Genomic DNA, 16049 nt, shown 5'->3' on the forward strand with positions numbered 1-16049 from the left:
CCGTCGGACCCCGCAGGATCCCTGGAGATCCTGCGGGGTCCGACGGAGGCGGCTCGACGGCCGAACGATGTTACAAGGAGGGGGAAGGCATCCCCGGCCGCGCCGCCCGCTGTGCGCGGTCAGTGCTCGCGCGGGGCGGGCACCACGCGCTCCACCTCGGGGTGGACGGTGAGCAGCTGCCGCATGGCCGCTTCGGCCGCCGTTCCGTCGCCGGTGGCGAGAGCGTCGACGATCCGGCCGTGATGCGCCAGTGACGACTCGGTCGGTCGGTCACAGCCGGTGACCGGGCCTCCGGAGACCTGGAGAGCGGCCGAGACGATCCCGGAGAGGTGTTCCAGCATGCGGTTGCCCGCGACTTGGATGAGCAGGGAGTGGAACTCCGCGTCGGCGCGGGAGAAGGTGAGCGCGTCGCCCTGACTCATCGCGTGCCCCATGATCTCGACCATGTCGCCGAGACGCTGCTGGATGTCGTCACGGCCGTGTCCGGCGGCCAGACGTGCGGCGAGCGGCTCGATCGTCCAGCGCAGCTCGCTCAGCTCGCGGCGCTGATCGTCGCGCTGCGGTCCGAAGGCCCGCCATTCGATGATGTCCGGGTCCAGGAGATTCCAGTCGCTGACGGGACGCACGCGCGTGCCGACGTTCGGGCGGGCGCTGACCAGGCCCTTGGCCTCCAGGACGCGGAGCGACTCGCGGACGACGGTGCGGGAGACCTCGAAGCGCTGCCCGATCTCCTCGGGGACGAGCGGCCGGTCGGCTCCCAGGTCACCGGAGACGATCATCTGTCCGAGCTGCTGGACGAGTTGGCCGTGGAGTCCGCGCCCGCGGCTGCCTGCGGCGCGTCGGCCCACGCGGCCCAGCTCCGGGTCCGAGCCGTCCCACAAGGAGGCTCCGACGCGGGCGGCGCCCGGGCTCTCGGCGTAGGGGTAGCGGTCGAGTTCGCCCGGGCCGGCCAGACCGGAGTCGGTGGAGCGGGCGGCGGTCATCATGGTGTGCGCAAGGGTACTCACGGATCCTTTGTCGGCGTTGCCTCCAACTCCCTTGAGGTCTTTGGTGAAAAGCACACGAAAGGGTGATCGCTCACCCCGTCGCAATTGACGCCTTATCGGAAAGAAATGCGCTTTCACCGGGGAGTTGTGCGCACGTCAGGACCGGAAGGGCACGGTCGGTCGTCATCGGACCCTGCTGCGCAGGCTCGTGAGCAGATACGCGCAGAGCAGGGCGGTCAGCGACAACGTCAGTGCACCGCCCACCGGTTGAGCGATCACGCGCACCACTCCGGCCAGATAGCGCTCTCCGCCGAAGGGCCACTGGAACAGGAAGACCTCACGCAGCCGCGCGGGCAGACCGGCCGCCGTTCGCGCGGACGCCCCCTCCAGGGCTTTCTGTACGAGGGGTACGGCGAGGACGGGCACCGCGACCACCGCGGCGAGCCCGGCCGTGGTGGACCGGAAGATGCCCGCGGCCAGGACACCTGCCCAGGCACACCCGATCACGAGTCCGAACCAACTCGCGCTCAACGCCAACCAGTCGCCGGGAACTTCCGTGAGCTCTCGTCCGTAGACGAGGTACAGCACTTCGGCGTCGCAGCCCACCGCGAGCAGGGCCAGCGCCAGCGCGGTGACCGCGGCGACGAGGAGTTTCGCGGTGAGCAGCCCCAGCCGGCGGGGTACGGTGCCGCGGTCCGCGGCCAGGGCGGGGTGGCGGAACTCGTCGCCGAAGGCGAGCGCGCCGAGCAGTCCCGCTCCGAGCGCCGCCGGGGGCAGGGGCACTTCCCGGGGCCAGGCGGCCAGCAGGCGGGCCTGTGGGGTGTGCCCGACTCGCGCCAGGAGTACGGCGGTGAGAGCGGACGTGACGAGTACGGCTGCGGTGGTGAGGAACCCGGTACTGATCCCTGTCGCGCGACGGAGTTCATAGCGGAGAGGACGGAGGGGGCCGGGGGCGGACCTGACGGAGATGGGGGGTGGGAGTGGGGGTAGGGGGGCGGGGGGTTTCACAGCTTTCGCAGGGGTCGAAGCATCACGTCCGCCGCCTCGCACCGAACCGCCGCGGGCCTCCTGGTGAGTGTCCCGCGACGCCTGGTCGCCGGACACTCCCTTTGCGGCCTGCGCCGCTCGATCGTCGTGTGTTCCTGAGTTTCCGAGGGTCAGTCCGTCGCCGTGCGACTCTCCATCAGCCTCCGCGTCTCCCCCGGCACCGAGCCGCTCTCCGGATTCCGCCGCCGCGGCATCTGCCCGCCCGGCCTGAACCGCCTCCTCTGGAAAATGCCCCGAGTTCCGGGCCTGCTCCTCCCCGGGAAGGAAACCCGCCCCCGGCCCCATGTCCCCGGTCTCGTCGGCGAGTTGGTGTACGAGAATGCCGTGGCGGAACGCCGCCTCGCCGACGTCGGCACACGTACTGCCGTACACGGAAAGCCGGTTGCCGCCCTCCCTGACGACCTCGACGGATCGGTGCGCCGCGCGGGCCTCCTTGGCCAGCAGGGCGGCGAGGCGGGCGGCGTGGGGACTGCGTACGGCGACACGGGGGCGCAGCCGGGTGCGGGCGAACTCCGGGGCCTCCTGGTCGGCGGCGAGTCTGCCCTGTTCCAGGGTGACGACCCGATCCGCCACGCGCGCGGCCTCCTTGGGCTCGGACGTGGTGAACAGGACCGTGCCGCCGTGGGCCGCATGCGCACGCAGCATGCCGTGCAGCCAGCGGCTCTCACGGCTGGAAAGCCCGTCGGCAGGCTCGTCCAGCACTAGGGTGTGCGGGTCCGCCAACAGAGCACAGGCCAGGCCCAGGCGGCGGTCCATGCCACGCGACAGCGTGCCGAGGCGCTCGTCGCGCAGGCTGACCAGGCCCACCACTTCGAGCACCTCGTCGGCGCGTCTGACCGGTACACCGGCCGCCGCGCACAGCATCCGCAGGTGGCCACGGACCGTGCGTGCGGGATGGCCCGGTACATCGCCCATGAGGACGCCGACCTCGCGCGAGGGATGCGCGATGCGGTGCAGCGGACGTCCCCTGAAGTAGGTGATGCCACGGCCCTGTTGGAGTTCGAGCATCAGTCTGAGCGCTGAGGTCTTGCCCGCGCCAGTCGCTCCGAGAAGCGCGGTGACGCGGCCCGCACGGGCTTCGAAGGACACGTCGTCGACCGCGGGCGGGAGGTCCTTGCGGGAGTTGCTGGTCAGTCCGAAGGCCTGGATCACCCGTAGCAAGATAGCGCGTTATGTACGGTTTTCGACGGCTTCACACTTCGGGGCGCAGCATCGGAGGGTTGAGCAGAGTGGCTCCGCCGGCCCGGAAGAGCTGAGCGGGACGGCCGCCCTGCCGCGTGGTCGTCCCTCCGGTGGGGACCAGGAAGCCCGGCGTGCCGGTGACCTTGCGGTGGAAGTTGCGTGGGTCGAGGGCCACCCCCCACACCGCCTCGTAGACACGACGCAGCTCACCGACGGTGAACTCGGGCGGGCAGAACGCGGTGGCAAGCGACGAGTACTCGATCTTCGAGCGGGCGCGCTCCACCCCGTCCGACAGAATCTGCGCGTGGTCGAAGGCGAGCGGTGCGACCGCTTCTCCGTCGCGACCGTAGCCGCCCTGCTGCAACAGCTCCTCGACGGGGGCCCAGCGCGCGTTGCTGGCGTCACCGCCCGCCCGGGGAGCGGGCAGATCCGGAGCGAGAGCCAGGTGGGCCACACTCACCACGCGCATCCGGGGATCACGCTTGGGGTCGCCGTAGGTCGCCAGCTGCTCCAGATGTGCCCCGTTGTCCTGGACGGGGACGGCCGGGTCATGGGCGCGCAGTCCGGTCTCCTCGGCCAGCTCGCGGGCTGCCGCCTGCGCCAGATCCTCGTCGGCCCGTACGAAGCCGCCCGGCAGTGCCCAGCGTCCCTGGAACGGCGGCTCGCCCCTGCGCACCGCGAGCGCGCACAGGGCGTGGCGACGCACGGTCAGTACGACCAGGTCCACGGTGACGGCGAAGGGTGGAAAGGCTGACGGGTCGTAGGGCATGCGGCGATCATAGTCGTCTGCCTGACGATAAACACTCCCTTCGCCCGTCGCATCGATGGTTGATCCACAGTGGCCCTGGACAGCTACCACCCCTTGTTCCAGGTTACGGCCGGATGTCCTGTCGTTCGAGGTCACGACCTCAGTTGCAGTCCTTCGGCAGCCTCCTCGACCATCGTGAGCCCGAGTCTGCTGACCCGGACCGCGAACGGGGCGCCCGCAACCTTCAGTCCGGTCAGTCCGATCTCTCCGAGAGGGGCGCTGCGCACGGGGCGCAGGGTGACCGTCCCCGCCGGGGCGTCGGGACGGATTCCCGCGAGGGCACGCAGCAACAGCACTCCCGCTGCCGCTGCCGTGGCGGCGGGACGGCAGGCGGCCGGATGGGGAAGGGGCGCGCTCCCCTCTGCGCGCTGTTCCCCGGCGAACATCTCGGGGAGCCGGTACCCGAAGGCCTCGGCCGCCGCGAGCAGCCCCCGCAGGAGCGAGCCGGCCTCCTTCTCGTACCCGGCGGCGGCCAGCCCCGCGACGGCGACGGCCGTCTCGTGGACGCGTACGGCTCCGGTGCGATGGCCGAACGGGTTGTGTCCCGCCTCCTTCGTGCCCAGGCCGCGCAGGCCCCAGCCCGAATCCATGGCCGGGCCACCGAGCAGCCGGGCGAGCTGCTCGGTCTGCACTCTGTCGAGGAGTCCGGGTGCCTGTTCGCCCCCGCCGAGCAGGCCGGTGTCCAGGAGATGGACGGCTGTGGCTCCGAGGTGCGGCACGAGGCGGCCGTCCGGGGCACGGGCCGCCGCCGGGCGGCCACCGCCACGGTCCTCGACCCAGAAGTCCGCGCGGAAGGCCGTTCGCAGTTCATGGGCCCACTGCCGCAGTGCGGCCCCACCGGGTCGGTCGAAAGCGTCGAGCAGCTCAGCACCGAGGACGGCGGCGCGATGGGCGTGGGCCTGTGTCTCGCAGCGGGCTGGGCCACCGGGTTGCGGGTCGCAGAGATACGTCCCCTCCCCCACGGTCTTTCGCAGCCAGCCCAGACAGCGCTCGGCCGCCGGGAGCAGATCCTCCGTCTCCTGCCGCGAGAGCCCCCACCGGAAGGCTTCCGCGAGCAGGGCGGGGAAGAGCAGGGTGGCCTCGGTGCCGGTACAGCCGGCCGGCAGGTGCGGTCCCGCGTCCCGCCGCGGGCCGAAGATCATCCCGGACTGTGTCGTCTCCCCTCGGTGTTGGGTGCGGGCGAGGGTGCGGAGCGTCCCGGCGGCGAGCCGGGTGCCGAGCGGCAGGGCCATGCGTGCCGCGGCGAGCGCGTCGGCCGGGGCCAGTCCGCAGCGCCAGGGGGCTCCGGCCGCGAGGTGGGTGTCGGTGGGGTGCGCCGGGTCGCGCAGCAGCAAGGACCGGAGGTCGTCGATGCTCGTGTGCAGCAGAGGCTGGACCGCGGGGTGGTCTCCGGTCGCCCGCACGGAAGCCAAGGGACTGGTCGACGCACGGCCCACGGCCCGGAGGGGACCTGCCCCGTCGAGGCGTGCGCGCAGCTCCAGAACGGCCGTGCCGCCCGGGGGCAGTTGGATTTCCCAGCGCAACAGGCCTGCCGACGCCAGCGCTTCGCTGGGTGGCGGGTCGGCTGTGACCGAGGCCCCGCCGACCGCGCTGGACCAGCGCAGGCCGGAGTCGTGGACGCTCGCGGGCAGTTCGGGTCCCGCGCGGCCCGACGCGATCTCGCCCAGGTCCGCCAGATCCGTGCCGAGGGCCACCTCCACGGGCAGCCGCAGCGGGCGGGGGACCGCACTGTGCAGCGTGATGCGTTCCGTCCCGTCGGCGTGGCGTGTGCGTTCGACGACGACATCGGGGTCCGGGCCCGGGCCCGGTGAGACGCGGACGGTGGCAACGAAGCGTGCGCGATCCGCCCCGGTCGTCCGTGCCTGGACCGCGAGTGGCCCACGGCCGGCGACCCGGACCTGGCACCGGGAGAGCACCCGTCGGCCCGCACGGTAGAACCCCTCCAGCCCCTGGCCGGTCAACTGCCCTTGATCGGTGGAGATCGCCAGGCCTGGAAGCGCCACGCAGATGATGGCCGAGTGTGCGGGGGGAAGGTCGGCGGGTCCTCGGGGAACGGAGGGCCCGCCCGACGGTGGCGGGCCGGACGGTGCAGGTGCCGGAGGGCGGGAGACATGACTCCCGGCCGGCGACGGAGTCCGACTCTGCCCCGCCGGTGTCGAGGGACGTCGTGCGGACCCTGCCGGTGGAGGCGACTCACGATCCCATGACGCCGAGGGTGTGCTCCCCCACCGATCAGGCGACCGGTGCTCGGCAGTCACCGAGGTGCGCTGGGTGCCGCCCGGGAACCTCGGCTCGGGCGTACCGGTGTCCGTGGCTCGCGGCGGCGGGTCGGCGCTTCCTACCCATACGGTCCTCGGCACAGCGAGGGCGGATCGGGATTCGTGAGTGGAGGGCGGAGTCGGCTGATGCAAGGGTCGCTTCCTCTGCGCTCTGCGCGGCTCGGGCGGGTGCGGCCCCCGGTTCGGGGCTCCTGACGGACAAGGGCGAGGCGACGGCACGGCCCGGTCGGGCTTTCCGCCACTCAGGTGAACGGGGCGGGGCTGTCCTGGGTCACGCCCGTGGGCGGTCATGCCGACCGAATGGCGGCGGCCGAGGAGTGCCACCCGACGGCACAGACGGGACAGCCCGCGTCCGACACCTTTCCAGCGATCACTCATTCCTCCCCCTCTGTGGCACCGCCTCCGGGCGGAGTGCCCTTGGTGGCGCCGCCTGCAAGCGGAGTGCCCTCGGTGACACCGCCTGCGGGCCGAGTGACGTCGATGCGTCCGCTTCCGGCCCGAGTGCCCTTAGTGGCACCGCCTCCGGCCCGGGTGCCTTCGGATCGGCACGCGTCGCCCTTGCCCGTGGCACGTCGGCGAACCGCACCGGGACGCGTACCGCCGACCGCGCGGGAGGGCGGGCGTGAATCTTCGGCACCGGACGGTCGCCCTTCCGCCTTAGCGAGGTGCGGCCGGGTGTCGACAGGAGTGCCGTTACGTGTCCGCTTGCGTCGGCGGGAGGCCGCGGCGGGTGGGGATGCCGGAACGGGCTCGGGGGTACCGGAGACGGCCGGAAGGTTCTCGGAGACGTCCGACGGGAGCGGAAGGGTCCCAGGGGCGCCCGACGGAGGCGTCAAGGAGCTGCGGGCACCAGACAGATGCGTCGGAAGAACCCGGTCGGAACCGAGCGGCGGACGGCCGTCGGAGTCAGCCGTCTTCGGCAGTGGCGGGCCCTCCGCCGTCTGCTGGTCGTCGGACTGACAGGCCGCCGACCGGGCTCGCGTCTCACGTCCCTGACGTTCCGCGCGCAGACAACGACGGATCGACTCCGGGTCCAGGCCCTCGTTGCACGCCTGGTGCAGGAGCCGCGCGAAGAGGTAACTGGGATCAGCACCGAGCGCCATGGCCAGCGCCTCCCTGGCCTCGATCTCGTCGCCACCGGACCACGCGACCCACCCGGCCAGCGTGAGCGGCGCCGCCGCGTGTTCACCGTAGGGGCCGACACACCGGCGGGCCAGCGCACGCCACAGCCGCAGGGCCGGCCCGGCCTCCTCCGTCTCCATCCACTCGGCCGCGCGGTCCCGGGTCGTGCGGTCCTGAAGGCCGAGGATGAGTTCCGCTGCCTCGTCGTGGCCCAGCAGTTCGTCGTCGCGCAGGTCCGCCTGGAGAGTGCCGGACACGGGTGGAGCTTCGGCGAAGCGTGTCATGGTGCGCCGTGCCAGGCGGAGCGTCTCCTCCGCCACGTCCGCTCGGCTGGTCAGGTCGAGCATCCTGGGGACCAGCGCCATGCCTGCGGTGTCCAGAGCCACTTCCTGCTCCAGGGCGGCAGCGGTCTCCCAGGGCTGCAACCTGGCCCGCAGCTCGCGCAGAGTGCCGCGCACTTGCAGCCCGGCGTACGTCGCCGCGGCGGCGAGCACGGAGGTGCCGGGCAGTCCCATCGGGAGTCCCTCCACGGGGCAGCATTCCTCGCTCGGGCAGCAGTACGACCAGTAACGGCCGCCCGAGATGCACAACGCCTCGATCACGGGTACGTCGAGCCGGCCGCATTCCGTGCGCAGCAGGGCGGCGAGCGGTGCCAGCCGCTCCGTGACCTGCCGTCCGGTCTCTCCGGCTCCCGGTTCCTGACAGAGGTAGGCGACCATCTGCTCAGGGCGGGCTCCCCTGCGCTCGCTGCCGGTGATCAGCCCGTGGGCCAACTGCCGGGCCACGGCCGCCCAGTCATCCTTGTTCGCGGGAATCCCGAGCCGCGCTCGCCCTCCGAACCGGCCCCGTCCGCCCTGGTCGTGCAGGGCGACCAGCACGATGCTGTCCTCGGGCCGGTATCCGAGGAGGTACGGCAGGGCGTCGGCCAGTTCGCCCGGGGTCCGCAGGGTGACCTGGTGCTCGGCTCCGTGCGCGTCGAATCCGACGCGCTCACCGATCCCCGAACGGCCAGCGTCCCGGCCGCCGCCGTCACGTCGACCACTGCCCCGGTCGCCGCCGTCACGTCGATTACTGTCCCGGCCGCCACCGTCGCGTCCATCGCCGTCCCACCCACCGCCGTCCTGTCCATGCTGATCCCACCCACCGCCGCTTCGTCCGCTGCCGCCCGGCCCACCGTTTTCACCGTTTGCGGCCGATCCAGTCGTTTCGCTGTGATTCGTCATGCGCAGACGATCTCGCGGATTTCGAAGCTCCGCTTGACCCTGTGGATAAGTCCGATCAGGGCCACGACAACCATCAGATCCGCTGTGCACAGATCGGCATTCCGCAGGCGACAAACGGGGCCGTCGTCCACAGGCCGCCCGCCGAGATGCCCGACTGTCCGAGGCGTCCTGTTGTATGGGATGCATGACGCACACGAGCAAGGCCGAGTTGCGCGAGGCTGCTGACGGGATCCTCGCCCGGCTCGTCGGGGACAGCACCGGATCGGCGCGGTTGCGCGAGGACCAGTGGCGAGCCATCGAGGCACTGGTCGCCGACAAGCGCCGCGCCCTGGTCGTGCAGCGCACGGGGTGGGGCAAGTCCGCGGTGTACTTCGTGGCGACGGCCCTGCTGCGGGAGCACGGCGCCGGACCGACCGTGATCGTCTCCCCGCTGCTCGCGCTCATGCGCAACCAGGTCGACGCCGCCGCCCGAGCCGGCATCCACGCCCGGACCATCAACTCCTCCAACCCCGAGGAGTGGGAGACCATCCGCGCCGAGGTCGCCGCGGGCACGGTGGACGTGCTGCTGGTCAGCCCTGAGCGGCTCAACAACCCCGACTTCCGCGACAACGTCCTGCCGGAACTGTCCGCCACCACCGGCCTTCTCGTCGTCGACGAGGCGCACTGCATCTCCGACTGGGGCCACGATTTCCGCCCCGACTACCGCCGGCTGCGCACCATGCTCACCGACCTTCCGCCCGGCGTGCCGGTGCTCGCCACCACGGCCACCGCCAACGCCCGGGTCACCGCCGACGTGGCGGAGCAGCTCGGCACGGGCAGCGGCTCGGACGCGCTGGTGCTGCGCGGCCCGCTCGACCGCGAGAGCCTCAGTCTCGCCGTGCTCCAACTCCCCGACGCGGCCCACCGGCTGGCCTGGCTCGCCGACCACCTGGACGACCTGCCGGGCTCCGGAATCATCTACACGCTCACGGTCGCCGCGGCCGAGGAGATCACCGCCTTCCTGCGCGAGTGCGGTCACACCGTGGCCTCGTACACGGGAAAGACGGAGAACGCCGAACGCCAGCAGGCCGAGGAGGCCCTGCTCGCGAACAAGGTCAAGGCGCTGGTCGCCACCTCCGCGCTGGGCATGGGATTCGACAAACCGGACCTCGGCTTCGTGGTCCACGTAGGCTCGCCCTCCTCCCCCATCGCCTACTACCAGCAGGTGGGCCGCGCCGGACGCGGTGTGGAACACGCCGAGGTGCTGCTCCTGCCCGGCCGCGAGGACGAGGCGATCTGGTCCTACTTCGCCTCCGTCGCGTTCCCGCCCGAGGAAGCCGTACGGCGCACCCTCGACGCCTTGTCCCGGGCGGACCGGCCGTTGTCGCTGCCCGCGCTCGAACCTCTGGTCGAGCTCAACCGCACCCGCCTGGAGATCATGCTCAAGGTGCTCGACGTGGACGGCGCCGTCCACCGGGTCAAGGGTGGCTGGGTCGCCACCGGAACACCCTGGTCGTACGACACCGAGCGCTACGAGTGGGTCGCCAAGCAACGTGCCGCCGAGCAACAGGCCATGCGCGACTACGCCACGACCGCGCAGTGCCGTATGGAGTTCCTACGGCGACAGCTGGACGACGAGGAGGCGGCTCCCTGCGGCCGCTGCGACAACTGCGCGGGCCCCCGCTTCACCGCCGACATCTCCCCGGCCGCCCTGGACACGGCAGGCGGCTCCCTCGCCCGGGCCGGTGTCGTGGTGGAGCCGCGCCGGATGTGGCCCACAGGGCTGCCGGCCATCGGTGTCGACCTCAAGGGCCGTATTCCACCCGGCGAACAGGCCTCCCCGGGCCGGGCCCTCGGGCGGCTGTCGGACATCGGCTGGGGCAACCGGCTGCGTCCGCTGCTCGCGCCCCAGACCCCGGACGCGCCCGTTCCCGACGATGTGGCGCACGCCGTCGTGACCGTGCTGGCCGACTGGGCCAAGGGGCCTGACGGCTGGGCCTCCGGCGCCCCGGACGCCCCCACCCGCCCCATCGGTGTCGTCACCCTGCCCTCGCGCAGCAGGCCTCAGCTGGTCCAGTCGCTGGGGAGCCGGATCTCCACCGTCGGCCGCATCCCGCTCCTGGGCTCCCTCGAATACACGGAGCACTCCGACGACCTTTCCGTGCCCCGCTCCAACAGCGCTCAGCGTCTACGGGCACTGCACGGTGCGCTCGTCGTGCCCCCGTCCCTGCGGGAGGCGCTTGAGGCGGCAAGCGGTCCCGTGCTGCTCGTCGACGACATGACCGAGAGCGGATGGACGCTTGCCGTGGCCGCCCGATTGCTGTTGCGGTCCGGCGCACAGGGGGTGTTGCCCCTGGTGCTGGCAGTACGCGGCTGAGGGCGCTGGAGTCGGCAAAGGTCCACGCGCACGTGCCGGTTGGGGCCTCGAAGAGCCGGGCTCGGCGGCCCCAGGCGTCGCCCGGCAAAACACGGGGTAGGGATATAAGCCACCAACCATCCGATTCGGGTCGGTGGGCCCAATTGCTCGTTGCCGCAACCAAGTTCGACAGGAAGAATTGAGGTCCGCTCCCCGCACGGCTCGTCCGTGGACCGGTAGGGCTCTGCTGCGGTGCGCGCTCCCCCGAATCCGACCCCGCCCCCGTATGGGCGCGTAGCCGAAGGGAGGACCGTGACCTTCGGATTCGCTCCGTCCTCCGCGGCGTCCACGTCGTCAACCGACCTGTCCGCCGCATCCGCCAACCCTCTGGCCCGTCTGCTCGAACCCGCGGAGTGGGCCGAGGCCGGTATCCCGCTGCTGCGCAGTCCGCGCGAGGTTGTCAGCGGGCTGCACTCCCGGCACCAGCCCAAGCCGGCGACCGCGATCGTGGCGGTCCTCGATCCGGACGAACGGCTGCTGGCGAGCGCCTCGTTCACACGCCGCCCGGCACCGGCCGATGGCTGGATGTTCCGGAACACGCTGCTCTCGCAGCTGCGTCGGGTGATCCCGCACGACCTGCGGCGCCGCACTCCCGTGCGCACCGCCGTGCTGCTCTACTGCCGCGAGGGCGACGCGCGTTGGACGGAGGAGGACGGCGCGTGGATGTGGGGACTGCGTGACGCCTGCACCCTGCACGGACTGCGCTGCGGGGCGTACATCACGCTGACGCGCGACGGTTGGCAGGTCCTCGGCGAGGGCCGCGGCGGGCGGCGCCCGAACGCGGATTCCGCGCCGGAGCCCTTCGCCACGTCCGAGTCGCCGCCTCTGCTGCCGCGCACCGGCGGCGTCGCCTCAGAGGTCCTGCGCCGCGCCGCGGCCCGCTGAGGACTGCGGCGCGCTGAACACCGCGGCTTCCGCGGGGGCCGCGAGCGGCTCCGGCACCGTCACTGCGGCCGTACGTCGTCGACGTGCGGCCCGCGCGGGGCTCACCGCAGGCCCGCCAAGAGCAGGCAGGCCACACACGGACGCGAGCATGCCAAACCGACCGCCGTGCAGGTGCCGCGCAAGCGGCACCATCGGTCACCCCCCGGCGCGCCGGACGTACCGGAACGGCTCAGACGCCTGCGCCCAGTACCGAGTTGATCTGCTGCGGGTCGCCGCAGACGATCAGCAGGGCACGGGCCCGGGCGTGGGCCAGCGGCAGGGCCTCGGCGGCAGCGGCGGCTGATCCGCCGTTGACGGCGACCACGACCACGGGACGCGACGCGGCACGCGCGGCAGCGGTGGCGTCCGCGTAGAACACGTCGTCGCCGGCGTCGTGCTGCGCCCAGTAAGCGGCTTCACCGAAAGACAGTTCGTGGGCGGCCCACGGATGGTGTTCGCCGGTGGTGATCACCAGCACCTCACCGGGAGCACGGCCCGACTCCAGCAGCAGATCGACGGCCTCCTCGGCAGCGTCGAGCGCACCGGCGGCCGAGGCCGGGATGAGCTGGATCTGCGGAGTCGTCGAAGCCGGAGCCGGAGCCGTGGCGGCCGGAGCCGGGGCACTGGCGGCAGGGGCAGCGGGGCCCGGCAGTCCGGGCTTGGCCACGGCCACGTCGTGCGGCGTGCGCTGCACCGGCGGCGCGGGCCGAAGAGGGCCGGGACGACCGGGACGCGGCGGAGCCACGGGGCGGGGGCCGGGTACGGGACGAGGGGTCGGCGCGGTGCGGCTGCTGGCCGGAGTGGCGCGGGGACCCTGGGCACTCTCGTGAATCTGAGGCTCCTCGGGAATGAGAGGCATGGGCTGATGTTTATCAAACGTTGGTGCGGCTCGCGTCAGCGGGTGGCACATCAGTGCGAGCGGAATCGTCAGAAATCGAAGCCGAGCTGACCCTCGATCTCCGGAGCGCTTCCGCTCGCCCAGCTGCGGGCCTTCTTGAGGTGCTGCCACTGAGGCAGCGCATCAAGATACGCCCACGACAACCGGTGGTACGGGGTGGGGCCCCGAACCTCCAGTGCGGCCTTGTGCACGGGTGAGGGATACCCGGCGTTGGCCGCGAAGTCGAAGTCTGCATGGTCGATACCCAGTTCGGCCATCATTTTGTCGCGCTGAACCTTGGCGATCACCGAGGCCGCCGCGACCGCCACACAGGACTGGTCGCCCTTGATGACGGTGCGGACCTTCCAGGGCGTGCCGAGGTAATCATGCTTCCCGTCGAGGATCACCGCGTCGGGACGGACCGGAAGGGCCTCCAGGGCGCGCACGGCGGCGATGCGCAGGGCGGCCGTCATCCCCAGGTCGTCGATCTCTTCGTGACTCGCGTGCCCCAGGGCGTACGACGTCACCCAGGTCCGCAGTTCCTCGGCGAGTGCGGTACGGCGTTTGACGCTGAGCAGCTTGGAGTCGGTGAGGCCTTGGGGCGGTCGGCGCAGTCCGGTGACGGCCGCGCAGACGGTGACAGGGCCGGCCCAGGCACCTCGCCCGACCTCGTCGACACCGGCAATGATCTTCGCTCCGGTCGTGGCGCGGAGGGAGCGCTCGACGGTGTGAGTAGGCGGTTCGTACGGCATGGCGCCCTTAGCCTACGCCGCTCGGATCACCCTGCGACACCCCGGTTCTCCGATGAGTGACAGGACACCCGCGATCACCGGTCAGGGACCGGTCGGCCGCAGCAGAGGCAGGACGAACTGGTCGATCATCTCTTCGAGATCCTCGTCGCCCCATTCGCTTCCGCGCATCTTGGAGCGGTACATCATCATGGCCGGAATGGCATCGAAGACGTAGTCGTTCGCCGCGTCAGGGCGCACCTCTCCCCGCTCAATTCCACGCGTGACAATCTCTCGCAGCAGCTTGACGCTCGGCTCCACGACACCGTTGAAGATGACCGTGTGGAAGCGCTCGGCCTGAGTCTGATCGCATTCGTGAATGACCGCCCGCAGCGCGAAGCCGGGGCGCGAGTACATCGCCTCGCGCGCCAGTCGGCACAGTTCGAGCAGATCCTCGCGCACACCACCGAGATCCGGCACCTCCTCGAAGCGCGGCAGTCCGGCCCGAAGGGCGTCCGCGACGAGGTCCTCCTTGGAGGGCCAACGGCGATAGACCGCGGCCTTGCCCGTCTGGGCTCCGGCGGCGACGCCTTCCATCGTGAGGCCGTTCCAGCCGACCGTACTGAGCTGCTCCAGGGCGGCGTCGAGGATTGCACGCTCCAGCACGGCGCCGCGCCGACGGAGGGAGGCCGTCTGAGCGGAGGCGGCCGTCCAGCGCGAGGTAACCATCTGAGTGTCTCCAGCGAACAGGGAAGCGGGAATTCCGGGGAGGACGGGGGCGCTGCGCGGCGACATAGGGGGATACGCCACGCACCGGCAAACTTAAGTGAACGCTTGCGTTCACTACTGGGGACTCACTACCGTTGGCGCGACAGTGAACGCCACCGTTCACTAACGCGCTTGTGGGGGACCCATAGTGACAGCCTCTCAGTTGATCAAAGATCAGAAACCAGGTGCGGCCCGCCGGGAAGGGCGTCCCGGCATCGCGCTCACCGTCATCGCGGCCTGCCAACTCATGGTGGTACTCGACGCGACGATTGTGAACATCGCGCTGCCGCACATTCAAGACGCGCTCAAGTTCAGTACCACCGACCTCACATGGGTGGTCAGCGCCTACACGCTCACCTTCGGCGGCCTGCTGCTCCTGGGCGGCCGGGCAGGTGACATCCTCGGGCGCCGCCGGGTCTTCATGACCGGCATCCTGCTGTTCACCTTCGCCTCGCTGCTCGGCGGACTCGCCCAGGAACCCTGGCAGCTGCTGGCCGCACGCGTCCTGCAGGGCGTGGGTGGCGCGATCGCGTCGCCCACTTCGCTGGCGCTGATCACCACGACCTTCCCCGAAGGGCCCGAGCGGAACCGGGCCTTCGGTGTCTTCGCCGCCGTCTCCGCGGGCGGCGGCGCGATAGGCCTGCTGGCGGGAGGCATGCTCACCGAGTGGCTCGACTGGCGGTGGGTGCTCTTCGTCAACGCGCCGATCGGCGTACTGATCGCGGTACTCACCCCGCTCTACATCAGCGAGTCCGAGCGGCACAGCGGTCGCTTCGACATCGCGGGGGCCCTGACCTCCACCGGAGGCATGGCCCTGCTCGTCTACGGCTTCATCCGTGCCGCCGACGAGGGCTGGCGGGACAGCCTGACCATCGGCTCCTTCGGCGTCGCCGTGGTGCTCCTGCTCGCCTTCGCGTACATCGAGTCGCGGGCGAAGGAGCCGATCACCCCGCTGCGGATGTTCGCCGACCGCAACCGCGCGGGCACGTACGTGATCATGCTGAGCCTGGCCGCGGCGATGTTCGGGATGTTCTTCTACATCGTGCTCTTCGTCCAGAACGTACTGGACTACACCCCGATCGAGGCCGGACTCGCGTTCCTGCCGGTGACCGTCGTGATCGCTCTGGGCGCGGGTCTGTCGCAGCGGTTCCTGCCGGTGTTCGGCCCCAAGCCGTTCATGCTCACCGGGTCGGCGCTCGCGGTGGCCGGTCTCGCCTGGCAGGCGCTCATCAGCTCCGACAGCTCCTACGCCGGCGGAGTGCTGGGCCCGATGCTGGTCTTCGGCTTCGGCATGGGCCTGAACTTCGTGACACTGACGATCACAGCGGTCTCCGGTGTCGCCCAGCACGAGGCCGGCGCGGCTTCCGGGCTGCTCAACGCCATGCAGCAGGTGGGCGGTTCGCTCGGGCTGTCCATCCTGACGACGGTGTTCGGGTCCGCCAGCAAGGACGAGGCGGAGAAGCAGTTGCCGAACTTCATGGCCGACGGTTCCGCGGAGCAGAAGGCGGAGTTCGCCAAGACGCACCAGCTGCCCGCTCCCTGGGGGCACGAGGTGCTCGCCCAGGGCATCTCCACGGGCTTCGTCGCGGCCGCGGCGATGGCCGTGCTCGCCCTGGTCAGTGCCTGGCTGGTGATCAAGGTCCGCAAGAGCGACCTGGAGGCGCTCGCCGGCACGGCGGGTCCGGGCCTCGGCTGACCCGGACGGACTCA

General features: G+C 71.3%; 11 protein-coding genes. 3 read left to right on the plus strand and 8 right to left on the minus strand.

Features of this window, described 5'->3' with window-relative positions:
• Positions 1-119: 119 nt before the first annotated feature.
• The 5 genes from OHN19_RS10820 to OHN19_RS10840 form a co-directional block, all read right to left on the minus strand.
• Positions 120-1007 carry a FadR/GntR family transcriptional regulator gene (locus tag OHN19_RS10820; RefSeq protein WP_330263992.1) on the minus strand — a complete coding sequence of 296 codons (888 nt, stop codon included), beginning with the start codon at positions 1005-1007 and terminating at the stop codon, positions 120-122.
• Positions 1008-1169: 162 nt separating this feature from the next.
• The gene (locus OHN19_RS10825) at positions 1170-3185 is read right to left on the minus strand and encodes an ABC transporter ATP-binding protein (RefSeq protein WP_330263993.1); all 2016 of its coding nucleotides are present in this window, start codon (positions 3183-3185) and stop codon (positions 1170-1172) included.
• Between the two features lie 40 nt (positions 3186-3225).
• Positions 3226-3984: an NUDIX hydrolase gene (locus OHN19_RS10830; RefSeq protein WP_123763513.1), complete on the minus strand. Its 759-nt coding sequence runs from the start codon at positions 3982-3984 to the stop codon at positions 3226-3228.
• Between the two features lie 131 nt (positions 3985-4115).
• Positions 4116-6032, minus strand: coding sequence for a glycogen debranching N-terminal domain-containing protein (locus tag OHN19_RS10835; protein ID WP_419249575.1), 1917 nt, complete (start codon positions 6030-6032; stop codon positions 4116-4118).
• A 644-nt stretch (positions 6033-6676) separates the two neighbouring features.
• The gene (locus OHN19_RS10840) at positions 6677-8647 is read right to left on the minus strand and encodes a DUF4192 domain-containing protein (RefSeq protein WP_330263995.1); all 1971 of its coding nucleotides are present in this window, start codon (positions 8645-8647) and stop codon (positions 6677-6679) included.
• Positions 8648-8831: 184 nt separating this feature from the next.
• Between OHN19_RS10840 and OHN19_RS10845 the strand changes: the two genes are divergently transcribed.
• Both OHN19_RS10845 and OHN19_RS10850 read left to right on the plus strand, forming a co-directional pair.
• Positions 8832-11003 (plus strand): RecQ family ATP-dependent DNA helicase, encoded by a 2172-nt coding sequence (locus OHN19_RS10845; protein ID WP_330263996.1) that lies wholly within the window; start codon positions 8832-8834, stop codon positions 11001-11003.
• A 291-nt stretch (positions 11004-11294) separates the two neighbouring features.
• Positions 11295-11927, plus strand: coding sequence for a hypothetical protein (locus OHN19_RS10850; RefSeq protein WP_330263997.1), 633 nt, complete (start codon positions 11295-11297; stop codon positions 11925-11927).
• Positions 11928-12156: 229 nt separating this feature from the next.
• On the opposite strand, the gene OHN19_RS10855 is transcribed toward OHN19_RS10850, so the two are convergent.
• From OHN19_RS10855 to OHN19_RS10865, 3 genes are all read right to left on the minus strand, one after another.
• Positions 12157-12825 (minus strand): hypothetical protein, encoded by a 669-nt coding sequence (locus OHN19_RS10855; RefSeq protein WP_330263998.1) that lies wholly within the window; start codon positions 12823-12825, stop codon positions 12157-12159.
• Positions 12826-12893: 68 nt separating this feature from the next.
• On the minus strand, positions 12894-13595 hold the full coding sequence (locus OHN19_RS10860; RefSeq protein ID WP_330263999.1) for a ribonuclease HII: 702 nt from the start codon (positions 13593-13595) through the stop codon (positions 12894-12896).
• Between the two features lie 81 nt (positions 13596-13676).
• Positions 13677-14300: a TetR/AcrR family transcriptional regulator gene (locus tag OHN19_RS10865; protein ID WP_330264000.1), complete on the minus strand. Its 624-nt coding sequence runs from the start codon at positions 14298-14300 to the stop codon at positions 13677-13679.
• Between the two features lie 187 nt (positions 14301-14487).
• Here OHN19_RS10865 and OHN19_RS10870 point away from each other — a divergent pair, with 187 nt between their 5' ends.
• A complete protein-coding gene (locus OHN19_RS10870) occupies positions 14488-16035 on the plus strand; it encodes an MFS transporter (protein ID WP_330264001.1) in 1548 nt (515 codons plus the stop codon).
• The last annotated feature ends 14 nt before the right edge of the window (positions 16036-16049 follow it).

It is taken from the genome of Streptomyces griseorubiginosus, from assembly GCF_036345115.1.
Classification (GTDB): Bacteria; Actinomycetota; Actinomycetes; order Streptomycetales; family Streptomycetaceae; genus Streptomyces; species Streptomyces griseorubiginosus_C.